This is a genomic window from Streptomyces sp. MJM8645, from assembly GCF_001625365.1.
In the GTDB taxonomy this organism is placed as follows: Bacteria; Actinomycetota; Actinomycetes; order Streptomycetales; family Streptomycetaceae; genus Kitasatospora.
Genome location: NZ_LJJF01000001.1, coordinates 2,178,841 through 2,193,324, shown reverse-complemented (window position 1 = coordinate 2,193,324; position 14,484 = coordinate 2,178,841). Strand labels below are relative to the sequence as shown.

Sequence of the window (14,484 nt, the reverse complement as noted above, 5' to 3'; positions counted from 1 at the left end):
TCCGTCACACGGCCCCCGAGCACCGCCCAGGTGGGAGGATCGGTCCCGTGCCCGAAGCCCAGCCCTCCGTCGCCCCGGGGCGCCGCCGCCGACTGCTCGTCCTGGCGATCTGCTGCCTGAGCCTGTTCATCGTCGGCCTGGACAACACCGTGGTGAACATCGCCCTGCCGGCGATCCAGCGGGACCTGGACGCCCCGGCGTCCGGGCTGCAGTGGATCATCGACGCCTACACCCTGGTCCTGGCCTCGCTGCTGATGCTGTTCGGCTCGGTGGCCGACCGCTTCGGCCGCCGCCGGGTGTTCCAGACCGGGCTGCTGTGCTTCGCGCTCGGCTCGCTGCTGTGCAGTCTGGCGCCGAGCCTGGAGTGGCTGGTGGCGTTCCGGGCGTTGCAGGCGGTCGGCGGTTCGATGCTGAACCCGGTGGCGATGTCGATCATCACCAACACCTTCACCGACCCGAAGGAGCGGGCCCGGGCGATCGGCGTCTGGGGCGGCGTGGTCGGCATCTCGATGGCGCTCGGCCCGTTGCTGGGCGGCTTCCTGGTGGAGGGCGCGGGCTGGCCGTCGATCTTCCTGATCAACGTTCCGGTCGCGGTGGTCGCGATGCTCCTGACCGCCCGTTACGTCCCGGAGTCGCGCTCGCCCCGGCCGCGCCGGCTGGACCCGGTCGGGCAGCTGCTGATGATCGTCCTGCTGGGCTGCGGCACCGCGGCCATCATCGAGGGCCCGGGCAGCGGCTGGACGTCCCCGCTGATCCTCGCCCTGGCGGCCGCCGCCGTGGCCGCGCTGGTCGCCTTCCCGCTGTGGGAGCGGAGGGTGGCCGAGCCGCTGGTGGACCCGCGGTTCTTCGCCAGCGCGCCGTTCACCGGCGCCACCGTCACCGCGGTCTGCGCCTTCTCGGCCCTGGGCGGCTTCCTCTTCCTCAACACGCTCTACCTGCAGAACGTCCGGCACTACGACCCGTTCGAGGCGGGCCTGTGGACGCTGCCGATGGCCGCGATGATGCTGGTCTGCGCGCCGCTGTCCGGCCGGATCGTCGGCAGCCGGGGGCCGCGCGGCCCGCTGGTCGCGGCCGGGCTGGGCCTGGCCGCGAGCGGGCTGCTGCTGACCAGGCTGGCCGCCGACTCCCCGCCGGCGCTGCTGCTGGCGGCGTACGCGCTGTTCGGCTTCGGCTTCGGCATGGTCAACGCGCCGATCACCAACGCGGCCGTCTCCGGCATGCCGCGCGCCCAGGCGGGGGTGGCCGCGGCGGTCGCCTCGACGAGCCGCCAGATCGGCCAGTCGCTGGGGGTGGCGGTGATCGGCACGGTCGTCACCTCGGCCGTGGTCGGCCCGGTGGCGACGGGCTTCGCCCCGGCCAGCCACGCGGGCTGGTGGATCCTGGTGGGCCTGGGCGGCGCGATCCTCCTCCTCGGCCTGGCGACCACCACCCCGTGGGCGACCGCGACCGCCGTCCGGGTGGCCGCCCGCCTCGGCGGCGAGCCGCCCGTGGTCCGCTCCGGTGTACGGGAGGCCCCACCCGAGCGGCTACGATGACCACTACGGCGGAAGAGCCGGCCGGGCGGCCGCGACGGGTCCTTGACCCGCCGAGGAACGTCCGGGCTCCACAGAGCAGGGTGGTGGGTAACGCCCACCCGGGGTGACCCGCGGGACAGTGCCACAGAAAACAGACCGCCCACCGCTTCGGCGGCGGGTAAGGGTGAAACGGTGGTGTAAGAGACCACCAGCGACCGGGGTGACTCGGCCGGCTCGGTAAACCCCACCTGGAGCAAGGTCAAGATCGGTGCCCTCGGGCGCCGTGCGCGGATGACTGAGGGCTGCTCGCCCGAGTCCGCGGGTAGACCGCACGAGGCTGTCGGCAACGGCAGTCCTAGATGGATGGCCGCCTCCCCGGGCCGCGCGAGCACCCCGGGAGACAGAACCCGGCGTACAGGCCGACTCTTCCGCCGCCCTAGCTTGACTGAGGCCCCCTGATCTGCGAAGCCGCAGGTCAGGGGGCCTTTGTCGTGGGGCCGACCCGGTCGCGCGAGCGGCTCGGGAGACAGAACCGGGGGTACAGGCCGACTGTTCCGCTTGCCTGCCGTTACGCGGGGCGGGCGCCGACGGCGTCGCGGATCTGGTCGCCGAGGCCGCCGTTGACGCGGGCGCAGTTGGCGCAGCAGAAGAAGCGGCCGGCCACTTCGACGCCGTGGCCGACGATGCGGACCTGGCACTGCTCGCAGCGCGGCGCGAGCTTCTCCATCGCGCACTCGAAGCTGTCGAAGGTGTAGGTGTCGCCGGTGATGGTCTTGATCTCGAAGGCGAGCCAGTAGTCGTTGCCGCAGGTGACGCAGGTGGCCATGGCGGCCGTCTCCTTCCGGTGGGGGCCGGCCGGCCGGGGTGGCCGGGCAGCCGTTCCCAGTGTCGGAGGGCCGTGCGGGGGCGGCCACTCGACGGCGTCGTCAGGCGGAGCGGCCGGCCAGTTCCTCCAGGGCCCGGACGGCGCGGTCGGCGTCGTCGGCGGTGACGAACAGGTGGTCGTGGTGGAAGCCGGCCACCACGTTGCAGCTGATCCCCTCCTCGGCGAGGCGCCCGGCGACGGCCGCGGTGAGGCCGACGGCCTCCAGGGCGGAGTGGATCTGCAGGGTGATCCAGGCGGCCACGTACTCGTAGCGCAGCCCGAGCGCGTCGGCCTCCTCCTGGGCGACGACGACCGTGACCCCTTCGGGTTCGGCGACGGTCACCACCGGCCGCATGCCCGCGGGCACCTTGGCGGGCAGCGTGCAGTACACGTACCGCCCCGGGTTGAGCAGCGGGCGCATCCCGTGCAGCAGCTTCGCGAGGTCTCGTTCACCGGCCATGCCCGTCACCGTAGCGGCCGGACGGGGCCTGGGCGGTGGGGTGGGGCGCCGGTGCGCCGTTCGTGTCGGAATCCGTTGACGAGCGACAGTCGCCGATATATCGTCGAGCTATCGAGACAGTAACTCGACTGGCTCGGTGAACGAGGAGGTGAGCGCCATGCGCTCAGGAAACCGAGGAAATCCGGGAATGCGGTTCAGCGGCGAGGGTCCGCGCGGTGGCTGGCGCCGCGGGCCGGGGCCGGACTTCGAAGGGCGGGAGTTCGAGGGCCGGGAGGCCTTCGGCGGCTTCGGCCCGCCGCCGTTCGGCGGCGGTGGCCCCGGGCGGCCGATGGGCGGTCCGTTCGGGCACGGCTTCGGCGGGCACGGCGGGCGCCGCGGCGGTCCGCACGGGCGGCGTGGCGGCCGGGCGCGGCGCGGGGACGTCAGGGCCTCGCTGCTGGCGCTGCTCAAGGAGCGGCCGATGCACGGCTACGAGATGATCGCCGAGATCTCCGAGCGGACGGGTGGGGCCTGGCGGCCCAGCCCGGGCTCGATCTACCCCAACCTCCAACTGCTGGAGGAGGAGGGCCTGATCACCGCGGAGGAGGTCGGCGGCAAGCGCCTGGTCTCGCTCACCGAGGCGGGCCGGGCCGAGGCCGAGGCGGGGCCCGCCGAGCCGTGGGCGGAGGCCGGCCGGGAGGTCGACTGGGAGGCCGTCCAGGAGGTCGGCCAGGCGCTGGCCGCGGTCGACCAGGCGATCCGCCAGGTGATGGCGACGGGCACCGAGGCGCAGCGCGCCAAGGGCCTGGCGGTGCTCACCGAGGCGCGCAAGAAGCTCTACCTGATCCTCGCCGAGGAGGACTGACCGGCGTGGGGGGCTGGGCACAGGCGGTGCGGCTGCTCAGGGGTGGACCGTGAACAGGGCCACGCAGGCGAGCAGCAGCACCGCCCAGCCGAACCAGAGCCAGCCGTTCGGGCCGATCACCACGGTGTAGACGCACACCGCCACCAGCAGCGCCCCGGTGACGCCGGCGACCTGCCGGTTGTGGTGCGCGACCGCCTGGGGGCGGCTGCGGGGGTGCCGTGCCGTTCTCGCCATGCCGTCCTCCCGGGGAGGCTGGGGGCGGCGGCCGGTGCGGGCGGCGCGGCCGTCAGCCGGACGCGCGGGCGGTGGCCGCCTCGTCGAACTCGTAGCGCCAGTGCCAGCTGATGCCCCGCACCTGCTTGGACCGGACGTACACCAGTGTGCGCGCGGGGGAGTCGCCGTGCGCGGGGACCGGCACCTTGTAGGTCTTCGGCACGCCGAACATCGGCCCCAGCGGGATGGGGAGGATGCGGCCGTCCAGGGGGCCGCCGACGAATTCGGTGTCCGCGCTCTTCACCCCACCAGGGTCTCACCTCCGCACGGGTGACCGGCGCACACGCCCGGGGCCCGTCCGGCGGATCCTGCCGGGTGCGGGGAGTGTGACCGGAGAGGCACCGCCCCCGGTCATCCGGAGGCCCCGCGCACCCTTATCCTTCCTGTTACGCCCCCGGGGTTCACCCGGGTCAGCGGGCCCCGTACGGGCCGGGCAGGGCGCGGATCCGCGCGCCCTCCGGCCGACCTGGCGCGGACAGCGTGCTGCCGCGACTGCGTACCGTGACCCGGGCGTCGGCCCTCCGGTGACCCCGGTTCCCGGTCGGCAGGGTGTGGACAGCAGGGCCGAGCACCGCCCCGGGAAGCAGCGGGGGGCGCTGTGCGTTGCGTCGGAGTGGTACGTCGAACGCTGTGCCGCACCAGGTACGGCAGTGCGCGGAAGGGGCCCGATGGAAGCCGGCGGCAGGTGGACGACCTGGTGGCAGAAGCGTGAGCGTCAGCGGGCCCGGTCGGGTGACGTGGACGGCCCCGCCGCCCGACTCGATCAGCTGCTCGGCGCGGTGCGCGCCGGATTCCCGCTCGCGCCAGCCGCGCATCCGGCCGGCTACCGCTGTTCCTGCGACCGGGTGGCATGTCCGGCCCCCGCCCAGCACCCGGTCTCCTTCGCCTGGCAGACCCAGGCCACGACCGATCCCGAGCAGCTCGCCCGCTGGCTCGCCCGCGATCCGCAGACCAACTTCATCACCGCCACCGGGCGCGCCCACGACGTGCTGGACGTCCCGGTCGAGGCCGGCCGGCTGGCCCTGGAACGGCTGACCGAGCGGGGCGTCGAGGGCCCGGTCGCCGCCGTCGGCGAGGACCGCTACCTGTTCTTCACCGCCACCCGGGGCACCCCGCAGGACGAGGACGAGTGGTGGCCGAGCGTCCTCGACTCCACCCCGGACACCATGTCCGAGCACCCCGGCCTGCGCTGGCACTGCCGCGGCTCGTACACCCTGCTGCCGCCGGCCGCGCTGCCGGACGGCTCGCAGGTGCGGTGGCTGCGCGGGCCCGAGCAGCCGCTGCCGGACCCGCTGCGCGTCCTGGACGTGCTCACCGACGCCTGCACCGAGGTGGGCGCCGTCGCCGAGGAGCAGTGGCTCATCGGCTGAACCGGCGCCCCCGCGGCTCGGCGGTTCGGCGGTTTCCAGGGGCCGCCCGGCGCCCGGCCGGGGTCACGGCAGGGTGAGGACCTCCGCGCCGTCCGCCGTGACCACCAGGGTGTGCTCGAACTGGGCGGTGCGCTTGCGGTCCTTGGTGACGACCGTCCAGCCGTCCGGCCAGATCTCGTAGTCGTAGGTGCCCAGGGTGAGCATCGGCTCGATGGTGAAGGTCATCCCCGGCTTGATCACCTCGGTGGCCCGCTCGCTGTCGTAGTGCGGGATGATCAGGCCGGAGTGGAACGACGTGTTGATGCCGTGCCCGGTGAAGTCCCGCACCACGCCGTAGTCGAAGCGCTTGGCGTAGGACTCGATGACCCGCCCGATCACGTTGATCTGACGGCCGGGCTTGACGGCCTTGATCGCCCGGTTGAGGGATTCGCGGGTCCGCTCGACCAGCAGCCGGGACTCCTCGTCGACATCGCCGACCAGGTAGGTGGCGTTGAGGTCGCCGTGCACCCCGTGGATGTACGCGGTGGCGTCGATGTTGACGATGTCGCCGTCCTGGAGCACGGTCGAGTCCGGGATGCCGTGGCAGATCACCTCGTTGATCGAGGTGCAGACCGACTTGGGGAAGCCGCGGTAGCCGAGGTCGGACGGGTACGCGTCGTGGTCGCACATGTAGGTGTGGGCGACGGCGTCCAGCGCGTCGGTGGTGACGCCGGGGGCGATCAGCTTGGCTGCCTCCGCCATCGCCTGGGCGGCGATCCGGCTCGCGATCCGCATCTTCTCGATCGTCTCGGCGGTCTGCACCTCGGGCCCGGTGTACGGCGTCGGGGCGGGCCGCCCGACGTACTCGGGGCGCGCGATGTGCGCCGGGACCTTGCGGGTGGGGGACTGGATGCCGGGTACGAGAGCCATGGCCGCGAGTCTAACGGCCGCCCCCGGCGCGCCCGGGCGGTGTGCGCGGAGGCCCTGGCCGGGGAATGATCGGTACGACCCCAACGCGTCGACGGGAGGGCACCATGCCCCTGGGATTCCACCGCAAGCCGACCGGAAAGCCCGGCGAGTGGTTCTACTGCATCAAGCACGGCAAGGTCGAGGAGGGGCCGGAGTGCCCCGCCAAGGACCGCCTCGGCCCGTACGACAGCCCGGAGGAGGCCGCGCACGCCCTGCAACTCGCCGACGAGCGCAACCGGGAGTGGCGGCAGGGGGACGAGCGCTGGAACGACACGCCGAAGGACGGCGGCGGCGAGTAGCGGCCGGGGCGGCGTCCGGCTTTTCGCCGTCAAGCCGGCGCCGTCAGCAAGTCGGCGTCAGTCCGTCGCCGCAGCGGCCTCCCGTTCGCCTTGCTGCTCCCGCTCGCGCTGCTGTTCCCGTTCGCGCTCCGCGCGCTCGTGCCCGGCGCGGACGGCGGCGGTGTGCGGGTCGGTGCGGTCGTCGTAGGCGAGCAGCTTGGGCAGCGCGGCGGCCACCGCGAGGACGGCGACGACGCAGATCAGACCGCCGCTCCAGACGGCGGCGCGGACGCCGACCAGCCCGGCCATGGTGCCGGCCCGGACCTGGCCGAGCTGGGGGCCGACGGAGTAGCTGAGCAGTTCGACGCCGGCCATCCGGCCGCGCACCTCGTCCGGGATGGACTGGTTCCACATGGTCGAGCGGGCCAGCCCGCTGATCTCGTCGGCGCCGCCGGCCAGCGCCAGGCCGAGCAGCACCAGCCAGATGCTCCCGGACAGGCCGGCCAGGGCCATGGCCGCGCCCCAGCCGACGGCGGCGACCACCAGCAGCCGGCCGTGCCGGTGGATCCGGGACGTCCAGCCACTGGTCGCCCCGACCAGCAGGGCGCCGGCCGCGGAGGCCGCGTACATCGGGCCGAGCGCCCAGTCCGCGCCCAACTCGGAGGCCAGGAAGGGGAAGACGGCCACCGGGAAGGCGAACAGCATCGCGCAGAGGTCGATCGTGTAGGTGCCGAGCAGGTCCTTGCGGCTCCACGCGTACCGGACGCCGGTGAGCACCGCCCGCACCGACGGCCGCTCGGCGCCGGTGGCCGGCGGCACCGCGCGGATCCGGACGAGCAGCAGCAACGAGGCGGCGAAGGTGAGCACGTCCAGCGCGTACGCCGTCCCCACCCCGGAGAACGCCACCACGACGCCGGCCAGCGCCGGCCCGGCCACCGAAGCGGCGTTGCGGTACAGGGAGTTGAGGGCGAACGCGGCGGTCAGGTGCTGGTGCGGGACGATCCGCGGGGTGAGCGAGTCCAGGGCCGGGCGCTGCAACCCGTCGCAGGCCGCGACCAGCGCGGCGACCAGGTAGATCGGCCAGAGCAGCGGGGACGGCAGCAGCGCGTTGAGCAGCAGCAGGCCGGCGAGCAGGCCCAGCCCGGCCTCGGCGCGCAGCACCAGCTTCCGGCGGTCCAGGGCGTCGGCGAGGGCGCCGCCCCACAGGCCGAAGACGATCAGCGGGACGAGCTCGACGGCGCCGATCAGGCCGACCGCGAAGGAGGAGCCGGTCAGCTCCTTGATCTGCATCGGCACGGCGACGTAGGTCAGGTAGCTGCCGAAGCTGGTGACGCAGCCGGAGAGCCAGAGGAAGCGGAAGTCGCGGGAGGCGCGCCAGGGCGAGAGGTCGGGCGCGAGCGAGCGCAGCAGCGTGCGAGACCGTCCGGAGGTGCCGGGGGGATGCGGGGGTTCGTCGTCGTTCACGAACCAGCATCCTCGAACGCGGGCCGCCGGGTTCGCAAAGGGTTTTTCAGCCCGCCACACGGCCGTCATGGTCGGCGTCCGGCCGTCACGGTCGGGCCGGGGTGGGCCGGGGCGGGCCGGGCCGGGCTACCAGCGGCTGATCGCGGGCGGTACGGTCAGCCGGCCGGCGAGTTCGGCGAGCCGGTCCAGCGCGGTGCGGCGGCCCGGGGACCGCCCGGCGGCGGCGCTGACCAGGTGCTGGGCGAGGTCGAAGGGCTGCTCGTCGGCGGTGCCGACGGCGAGCCGCTCGTGCGCGAGCCCGCCGAGGTCGCCCGGCTCGGCGGGGGCGGCGCCGTCCAGTGCGAGCACGGTCGCGCCGTGCCGGCGGGCGTCCTGTACCCGTTCCAGCAGTGTCGGGCCGGCTGCCTCCGGCGCCACCACCAGGACCGTGGCGCGGCGCCCGGCCCCGGTGAGCCGGCGCAGGCCGTGCACGAGGTGCGCCGGGGCGCCGGCCGGCGGAGCGTGCCGCAGCAGGGTGGGCACCAGTCGGGGGACGGCCGACCAGACGGCCTCGTCCGCCAGGTGCGCGGCCAGATGCCAGGGCTCGTACGCCTCGGTGCCGACCAGCAGCAGCTCGCCGCCCCCGCGCCGCGACACCGAGCGCCGCAGCGACCCGGCGAAGCCGCCGACCGCCTCCAGCCAGCCGGTGCCCGCCAGGTGCTGCCGGAGTGCCGAAACTCTCACCGCGTCCATGCGGCCCACAATGTCGCGTCCGGCCGGGGGTTTGACAGGATCGGCCCATGACTTCCCTCGATTCAGCGACAAACCCGGCCCACGAACTGCCGGACGTCTCACAGCTGGTGGTCGGTGTCCTCGGCGGCACCGGCGACCAGGGGCGCGGCCTGGCCCTGCGACTGGCCAAGTCCGGCCAGCAGGTGATCATCGGCTCGCGCGACGCGGCCCGGGCCGAGGCCTCCGCCGCCGAACTGGGCCACGGCGTGCGTGGCGCCGACAACGCCACCGCCGCCCGGGAGAGCGACGTGGTGATCGTCGCGGTGCCCTGGGACGGGCACGCCGCGACCCTGACCGCGCTGCGCGAGGAACTGGCCGGCAAGATCGTGGTCGACTGCGTCAACCCGCTCGGCTTCGACAAGCAGGGCGCGTACGCGCTGAAGCCGGAGGAGGGCAGCGCCGCCCAGCAGGCCGCCGCGCTGCTGCCGGACTCCCGGGTCACCGCCGCCTTCCACCACCTCTCGGCGGTGCTGCTCCAGGACGAGTCGGTGGAGCAGATCGACACCGACGTCATGGTGCTCGGCGAGGAGCGGGCCGCCACCGACATCGTGCAGGCGCTGGCCGGCCGGATCCCCGGCATGCGGGGGATCTTCGCGGGCCGGCTGCGCAACGCGCACCAGGTGGAGTCGCTGGTGGCCAACCTGATCTCGGTCAACCGCCGCTACAAGGCCCACGCGGGCCTGCGGGTGACGGACGTCTGAGACCGGACCGTCTGAGAGCGGACCGTTTGAGACCGGACCGTCTGGGATCGGACCGTTCGGGACCGGCCGCCCGAGATCCGGTCGAGCCGTGTCGGCCTCACCCCTGGACCAGTTCCGGAGGTGAGGTCGGCGACAATGGGTGCGGCCGCAACCCGGCCGACCGCACCCGGCCCTAGGAGCCTCCCGCCATGCCCCGCACGTCCCTCTTCGCCCTGATCGTCGTCGTCCTCGCGCTGGCGGCCGCCGTGGTCTCGCTGACCCAGGGCTTCTGGCTGGGCCTGATCTGGCTCCCGATGGCCGGTGTGGCGAGCAACGTGCTCTGGATGAACCGCCGCCGCGCGAAGATCGCCGAGGCCACGGCCGCCGCGGCAGCCGAGCAGGGCTAGGGGCTCTCTTTCGGATCACGCCGGGCGCGCGACGCCGGAGCACGCACCTCGCCGCGTTGTCGTCGGTCGCCGATACTCCGCATGGACTCCCTCCTCCGCCTTGCGATGCACGCACTCCGACGCCGCGCGCTGATCCGACGTGATCCGAAAGAGAGCCCCTAGCCGGCTAGTTCTTCCAGAAGCTGAACAGGTACCGGCCGAGCGTCGCGTAGTCCTGGTCCACGCCGAACAGGCTCATCAGGTCGTGGATGACCCCGAAGAAGAACGAGTTCACCTCGGGCTGCCACAGCAGCGCGAACACGGCCAGCAGCCCGTACGGTGCGAACGGCTCGACCGCGCGCCGGGTCTTGTAGGACAGCCAGGGCTCGACGATCCCGTAGCCGTCCAGGCCGGGCACCGGCAGCAGGTTCAGCAGGGCGGCGCTGAGCTGGAGCAGGCCGAGGAAGCCGAGCGCGGCCGCGAACGGCGAGACGTTCAGCTCGTAGCCGTTCCAGACCGCGTGCACCGTCGGGTCGTCCAGCCAGCCGGCGCCGATCGGGACCAGCAGCAGGGCCGCGCACACCACGTTCACCAGCGGCCCGGCCGCCGAGATCAGGCTGTGCTTGAGTCGGCCCTGGATCCGGTCCCGCTCGATCCAGACCGAGCCGCCGGGCAGGCCGATGCCGCCCATGATCACGAACACGATCGGCAGCACGAAGCTGAGCAGCACATTGGTGTACTTCAGCGGGTTGAGCGTGAGGTAGCCCTTGGCGCCGACGCTGATGTCGCCGCCGTGCAGCGCGGTGCGGGCGTGCGCGTACTCGTGCAGGCACAGCGAGACCATCCAGCCCGCCACCACGAACAGGAACACCCCGAACGAGGCGTTCCCGTAGCCCGAGTACACCGCCCAGCCGGAGGTGGCGAGGACGGCGAGGAGCACCCAGAACACCGGGCTGATCCGGCGGTCCTCGCTGCGTGAGCGCTGCGTGGCGGCGAAGGTCATGGTGTGGGTGCTCCGGGTGTCCGAGGAAAAGCGGGCAGGGGATCGATCATGCCGGGCGGGCCGGTGACCGGACAAGCCGTCCCGGGTGAACGTCCGAGGGCCCCGTCCGGGTTCCGCCGCCGGTGAGGGACCCCTGGACAATTGTGCGCCCCGAGCGCCGCCCATCGACCAGAATGGACCGGTGTACTACGGCATCCTCGGGACCACGACGGCTCACCACGACGACGGCACCCCGGTGCCGCTAGGCGGCGCCCGGCTGCGGGCACTGCTCACTGCGCTCGCCCTCCGGCAGGGCCGCCCGGTGCCCGCCGACCTGCTGGTGGACGAGGTGTGGGAGGCCGAGCCGCCCCAGGACTCCTCCGCCGCGCTCCAGACCCTGGTCGGCCGGCTGCGCCGGACCGTCGGCCGGGACGAGATCGGCTCCGGCCCGGCCGGGTACTGGCTGACCGACCCGGCCACCGACCTCGCCGAGTTCCAGCGGCTCGGCGCCGAAGGCCGCCGCGCCCTCGACACCGGGGACCACGCGCTCGCCGCCGAGCGGCTGCGCGCCGCCCTGGCGCTGTGGCGCGGCCCCGCCCTGGCCGACCTGCCGGACCGCAGCGGCCCGGCCGCCCGGCTGGAGACCCAGCGCGAGGAGGCCCGCCGCCACCGGATCACCGCCGAGCTCGGGCTCGGCCGGGCCGCCGAACTGGTCGCCGAACTCACCGAGCTCTGCGAACGGCAGCCGCTGGACGAGCCGTTGCAGCAGCTGATGATCCGGGCGCTGCACGAGAGCGGCCGCACCGCCGAGGCGCTGCGCCACTACGAGCGGACCAGGCGCGCCCTCGCCGAGGAGCTCGGCGTCGACCCGGGGCGCCAACTCCAGGCCCTGTACGCCACGTTGTTGACCCCGGCCGAGGTCGAACCGGCCCCCGCGCCGACCGCGCCCGCGACCGCGCCCGCGACCGTGCCCGCGCCGGAGCCCATACCGGCCCCGCCGGCCGCCGAACGGTCCGGGGCGCTCCAGCCCCCGCGCGTCGGCGGCAACCTGCGCGGCCGGCTGACCAGCTTCGTCGGCCGCGAGGGCGATCTCGCCGCGCTGCGCGGAACGTTGACGAACAGTCGGCTGATCACCCTGACCGGCCCCGGCGGCTCCGGCAAGACCAGGCTCTCGATCGAGGCAGGCCGCGCCGAGCAGTCCGCCGGGCACTGGCCGGACGGCGTCTGGGTGGCCGAACTCGCCCCGCTGGAGAGCCCGGACGCGGTGCCCGCCGCCGTCGTCTCCGCACTCGGCCTGCGCGAGATCGTGCTGCACAGCGGCGGCATGGTCGCCGAGGTGATCGAGAAGCGCGCCGAGGACCCGGTCCGCCGGCTGGTCGAGCACTGCGGCCACCGCCGGATGCTGCTCGTCCTGGACAACTGCGAGCACCTGATCCAGGCCGCCGCCGACCTCGCCGACGTCCTGCTCGCCGAGTGCCCCGAACTGACCGTGCTCGCCACCAGCCGGGAGCCGCTCGGCGTGCCCGGCGAGACCGTGCTGCCGGTCGAGCCGCTGCCCGACCCGGTGGCGCTGCGCCTGCTCACCGAGCGCGCCACCGCCGCCCGCCCCGGCTTCGACCCGGACACCGACCCGGCGGCCTGCGCCGAGATCTGCCGCCGCCTGGACGGCCTGCCGCTGGCCATCGAACTCGCCGCCGCCCGGCTGCGGGTGATGACGGCGCGCCAGATCGCCGACCGCCTGGACGGCCGGTTCGCCCTGCTCACCGCGGGCAGCCGCACCCTGCTGCCGCGCCAGCAGACCCTGCGCGCGGTGGTCGACTGGAGCTGGGACCTGCTGGGCAAGCGCGAACGGGCGGTGCTGCGCCGGCTCTCGGTGTTCGCCGGCGGCTGGCAGCTGGAGGACGCCGAGGCGATCTGCGCCGACGGCACCGAGGTGGTCGGCGGGGAGGTCGCCGACCTGCTGCTGTCGCTGGTCGACAAGTCCCTGCTGGTCGCCGACCTGGACGACGGCAGCCTGCCGCGCTACCGGATGCTGGAGACCATCCACGAGTACGCGACCGAGCGCCTCGCCGAGTCCGAGGAGGAGCGCGACGCGACCGGGGCCCGCCACCTGGCGCACTTCCGGAGCGTCGTCGCCACCGCCTTCCTGAACATGCACGGCCCCCAGCAGCTGCACTGGCTGACGGTGCTGGAGCGCGAGCTGGACAACGTCCGGGCCGCGCTGAGGCGCGCCATCGACCTCGGGGACGAGGAGCAGTCGCTGGTCCTCACCCTCGGCATGAGCTGGTACTGGTCGCTGCGCGGCTACAGCATGGAGGCCCGCGGCTGGTACGACGCCGTCGCGGCGCTCGGGCCGGATCCGTTCGGCCCGCAGCCGCCCGTACCGCTGGAGCGGGACGTGCTCTCCTACGGCCTGCCGATGCCCGAAGGGGTCGTCGAGGAGGCCCGCCGACTGCTCGCGATGTACCGGTTGATGGGCATGTTCGAGGGGAACCTGGACGTGCTCGGCAACCCGGTGGCGATCGCCGTCGCGGAGCAGCTGCTGGACGTCTACACCCCGGAGCTGCCGCAGGCCTACCGGTTCCCGGGCCTGATACGGGTGTTCGGGGCGTTCCTGGCCGGCCGGCTGGAGCTGATGAAGAGCCTGCTGGACGACGCCGTCCGCGGCTGCGAGGAGCACGGCGGGCCGAACGACCTCGCGTTCATCCTGCAGCTCCGGGCCAAGATGCTGAACGACTGGCCGGGCGGGGCCGACCAGGGAATCCTGGACGGCGCGCGCTCCCTGGAGCTGTACGAGCGGGCCGGCAACCTCTGGGGGGTCTCCCAGGCGCTGGCGGCCCAGGGCGAGTCGCTGGCCAACCGGGGCGATCCGGCGGCCGCCGCCGCAGCGTACGAGCGGGCGATCGAGCTGGCCGAGGAGCTGGGGACACCGCACGAGGTGCCGATGCTGCGGGTGAACCTCGGCTCCGCCCTGCTGGAGCAGGACATGGAGCACGGCGAGCGGATCATCCGGGAGGCGCTGGCCGGGCTGGACTCCCACAGCGCGGACCACTCCTCCACCGGCGCGCTGCTGTTCGGCGGCCTCACGCTCTGCGGCGTCCACATGCTGCGCGGCGAGCACGAGCAGGCGCTGGCCGAGCTGGACCGGATGGAGGCGACCAGCGTCGGCAGCTTCGCCCCGGGGATCGTGACCGGGATGCTGACCACCACCCGGGGCTGGATCACCGCCCGGGCAGGCCGGCCGGACGAGGGGCTCGCGGCACTGCGCGAGGGGCGGACGCTGCTCCGTCAGACGGCGAGCACCAGCGGCTTCGGCGAGCAGATGACGGTCATGGTGGTGCCCGCGGTGGTGGGGGTGCTGCGTTCCTTCGCCGAGCGCGACGGCGACCTGGAGCGGGCCCGGCAGGCCACCGTGCTGCACGGGGCGCACCACATGCTGAACGGCCCGAAGGGCGGCTACCTGGACCGCGTCGAGCGCGGCCGGGCGGCAGCCTCCCTGCGGGCCCTGCTGGGCGACGCCGCGTTCGAGGCCGCCCACACCGCCGGCGAGGGCCTGACCCCGGAACAGGTCCGGGAGCGGATGTACGAGTGGATCGGCTGACCGGCGTCCGTCCCTGGTCACCGGTCAGCCGTTCCGTCGGCCGGCCCC

15 protein-coding genes and 1 other RNA gene are annotated in these 14,484 nt (G+C 74.0%); 8 read left to right on the top strand and 8 right to left on the bottom strand.

The window, feature by feature from the left end:
* Positions 1-47 precede the first annotated feature (47 nt).
* Entirely contained in the window at positions 48-1,535 is a 1,488-nt protein-coding gene (locus tag A6F73_RS09355; protein ID WP_063347368.1) for an MFS transporter, read from the top strand.
* Between the two features lie 13 nt (positions 1,536-1,548).
* An RNA gene (rnpB, locus tag A6F73_RS09350) (RNase P RNA component class A) lies at positions 1,549-1,945 on the top strand.
* A 137-nt stretch (positions 1,946-2,082) separates the two neighbouring features.
* Here rnpB and A6F73_RS09345 read toward each other — a convergent pair.
* Together A6F73_RS09345 and A6F73_RS09340 are read right to left on the bottom strand one after the other, a co-directional pair.
* Positions 2,083-2,340 (bottom strand): hypothetical protein, encoded by a 258-nt coding sequence (locus A6F73_RS09345; RefSeq protein ID WP_063347367.1) that lies wholly within the window; start codon positions 2,338-2,340, stop codon positions 2,083-2,085.
* 100 nt (positions 2,341-2,440) lie between these two features.
* Complete coding sequence (locus A6F73_RS09340; RefSeq protein WP_063347366.1) at positions 2,441-2,839, bottom strand: ACT domain-containing protein; 399 nt, start codon at positions 2,837-2,839, stop codon at positions 2,441-2,443.
* A gap of 187 nt (positions 2,840-3,026) precedes the next feature.
* On the opposite strand from A6F73_RS09340, the gene A6F73_RS09335 reads away from it, so the two are divergent.
* Positions 3,027-3,683 (top strand): PadR family transcriptional regulator, encoded by a 657-nt coding sequence (locus A6F73_RS09335; RefSeq protein WP_107452848.1) that lies wholly within the window; start codon positions 3,027-3,029, stop codon positions 3,681-3,683.
* 36 nt (positions 3,684-3,719) lie between these two features.
* Here the strand turns inward: A6F73_RS09335 and A6F73_RS09330 are convergent, their stop codons facing one another.
* Positions 3,720-3,917, bottom strand: a complete 198-nt coding sequence (locus tag A6F73_RS09330; RefSeq protein WP_063347364.1) for a hypothetical protein — start codon at positions 3,915-3,917, stop codon at positions 3,720-3,722.
* A gap of 52 nt (positions 3,918-3,969) precedes the next feature.
* The gene (locus A6F73_RS09325; RefSeq protein ID WP_063347363.1) at positions 3,970-4,200 is read right to left on the bottom strand and encodes a hypothetical protein; all 231 of its coding nucleotides are present in this window, start codon (positions 4,198-4,200) and stop codon (positions 3,970-3,972) included.
* A 424-nt stretch (positions 4,201-4,624) separates the two neighbouring features.
* On the opposite strand from A6F73_RS09325, the gene A6F73_RS09320 reads away from it, so the two are divergent.
* Positions 4,625-5,326 (top strand): bifunctional DNA primase/polymerase, encoded by a 702-nt coding sequence (locus A6F73_RS09320; RefSeq protein ID WP_063347362.1) that lies wholly within the window; start codon positions 4,625-4,627, stop codon positions 5,324-5,326.
* 63 nt (positions 5,327-5,389) lie between these two features.
* On the opposite strand, the gene map is transcribed toward A6F73_RS09320, so the two are convergent.
* Entirely contained in the window at positions 5,390-6,235 is an 846-nt protein-coding gene (map, locus tag A6F73_RS09315; RefSeq protein WP_063347361.1) for a type I methionyl aminopeptidase, read from the bottom strand.
* 104 nt (positions 6,236-6,339) lie between these two features.
* Between map and A6F73_RS09310 the strand changes: the two genes are divergently transcribed.
* Positions 6,340-6,573 (top strand): hypothetical protein, encoded by a 234-nt coding sequence (locus tag A6F73_RS09310; protein ID WP_063347360.1) that lies wholly within the window; start codon positions 6,340-6,342, stop codon positions 6,571-6,573.
* Positions 6,574-6,630: 57 nt separating this feature from the next.
* Here the strand turns inward: A6F73_RS09310 and A6F73_RS09305 are convergent, their stop codons facing one another.
* Complete coding sequence (locus A6F73_RS09305; RefSeq protein ID WP_244293340.1) at positions 6,631-8,016, bottom strand: MFS transporter; 1,386 nt, start codon at positions 8,014-8,016, stop codon at positions 6,631-6,633.
* Between the two features lie 126 nt (positions 8,017-8,142).
* On the bottom strand, positions 8,143-8,748 hold the full coding sequence (locus tag A6F73_RS09300) for a hypothetical protein (protein ID WP_063347359.1): 606 nt from the start codon (positions 8,746-8,748) through the stop codon (positions 8,143-8,145).
* Between the two features lie 47 nt (positions 8,749-8,795).
* Between A6F73_RS09300 and npdG the strand changes: the two genes are divergently transcribed.
* On the top strand, positions 8,796-9,488 hold the full coding sequence (gene npdG, locus A6F73_RS09295; protein ID WP_063347358.1) for an NADPH-dependent F420 reductase: 693 nt from the start codon (positions 8,796-8,798) through the stop codon (positions 9,486-9,488).
* A 188-nt stretch (positions 9,489-9,676) separates the two neighbouring features.
* On the top strand, positions 9,677-9,874 hold the full coding sequence (locus A6F73_RS09290; protein ID WP_063347357.1) for a hypothetical protein: 198 nt from the start codon (positions 9,677-9,679) through the stop codon (positions 9,872-9,874).
* Positions 9,875-10,040: 166 nt separating this feature from the next.
* Here A6F73_RS09290 and A6F73_RS09285 read toward each other — a convergent pair whose 3' ends face one another.
* Positions 10,041-10,856 (bottom strand): site-2 protease family protein, encoded by an 816-nt coding sequence (locus tag A6F73_RS09285; RefSeq protein WP_063347356.1) that lies wholly within the window; start codon positions 10,854-10,856, stop codon positions 10,041-10,043.
* A gap of 181 nt (positions 10,857-11,037) precedes the next feature.
* Between A6F73_RS09285 and A6F73_RS09280 the strand changes: the two genes are divergently transcribed.
* Positions 11,038-14,436, top strand: coding sequence for a BTAD domain-containing putative transcriptional regulator (locus A6F73_RS09280; RefSeq protein ID WP_063347355.1), 3,399 nt, complete (start codon positions 11,038-11,040; stop codon positions 14,434-14,436).
* The last annotated feature ends 48 nt before the right edge of the window (positions 14,437-14,484 follow it).

Excerpts from the sequence above, each read along its gene's own strand:
- A6F73_RS09340 (WP_063347366.1), bottom strand. The coding sequence starts at position 2,839 with ATGGCCGGTGAACGAGACCTCGCGAAGCTGCTGCACGGGATGCGCCCG.
- A6F73_RS09345 (WP_063347367.1), bottom strand. The coding sequence starts at position 2,340 with ATGGCCACCTGCGTCACCTGCGGCAACGACTACTGGCTCGCCTTCGAG.
- npdG (WP_063347358.1), top strand. The coding sequence starts at position 8,796 with ATGACTTCCCTCGATTCAGCGACAAACCCGGCCCACGAACTGCCGGAC.
- map (WP_063347361.1), bottom strand. The coding sequence starts at position 6,235 with ATGGCTCTCGTACCCGGCATCCAGTCCCCCACCCGCAAGGTCCCGGCG.
- A6F73_RS09300 (WP_063347359.1), bottom strand. The coding sequence starts at position 8,748 with ATGGACGCGGTGAGAGTTTCGGCACTCCGGCAGCACCTGGCGGGCACC.
- A6F73_RS09290 (WP_063347357.1), top strand. The coding sequence starts at position 9,677 with ATGCCCCGCACGTCCCTCTTCGCCCTGATCGTCGTCGTCCTCGCGCTG.
- A6F73_RS09335 (WP_107452848.1), top strand. The coding sequence starts at position 3,027 with ATGCGGTTCAGCGGCGAGGGTCCGCGCGGTGGCTGGCGCCGCGGGCCG.
- A6F73_RS09285 (WP_063347356.1), bottom strand. The coding sequence starts at position 10,856 with ATGACCTTCGCCGCCACGCAGCGCTCACGCAGCGAGGACCGCCGGATC.
- A6F73_RS09320 (WP_063347362.1), top strand. The coding sequence starts at position 4,625 with ATGGAAGCCGGCGGCAGGTGGACGACCTGGTGGCAGAAGCGTGAGCGT.
- A6F73_RS09310 (WP_063347360.1), top strand. The coding sequence starts at position 6,340 with ATGCCCCTGGGATTCCACCGCAAGCCGACCGGAAAGCCCGGCGAGTGG.
- A6F73_RS09330 (WP_063347364.1), bottom strand. The coding sequence starts at position 3,917 with ATGGCGAGAACGGCACGGCACCCCCGCAGCCGCCCCCAGGCGGTCGCG.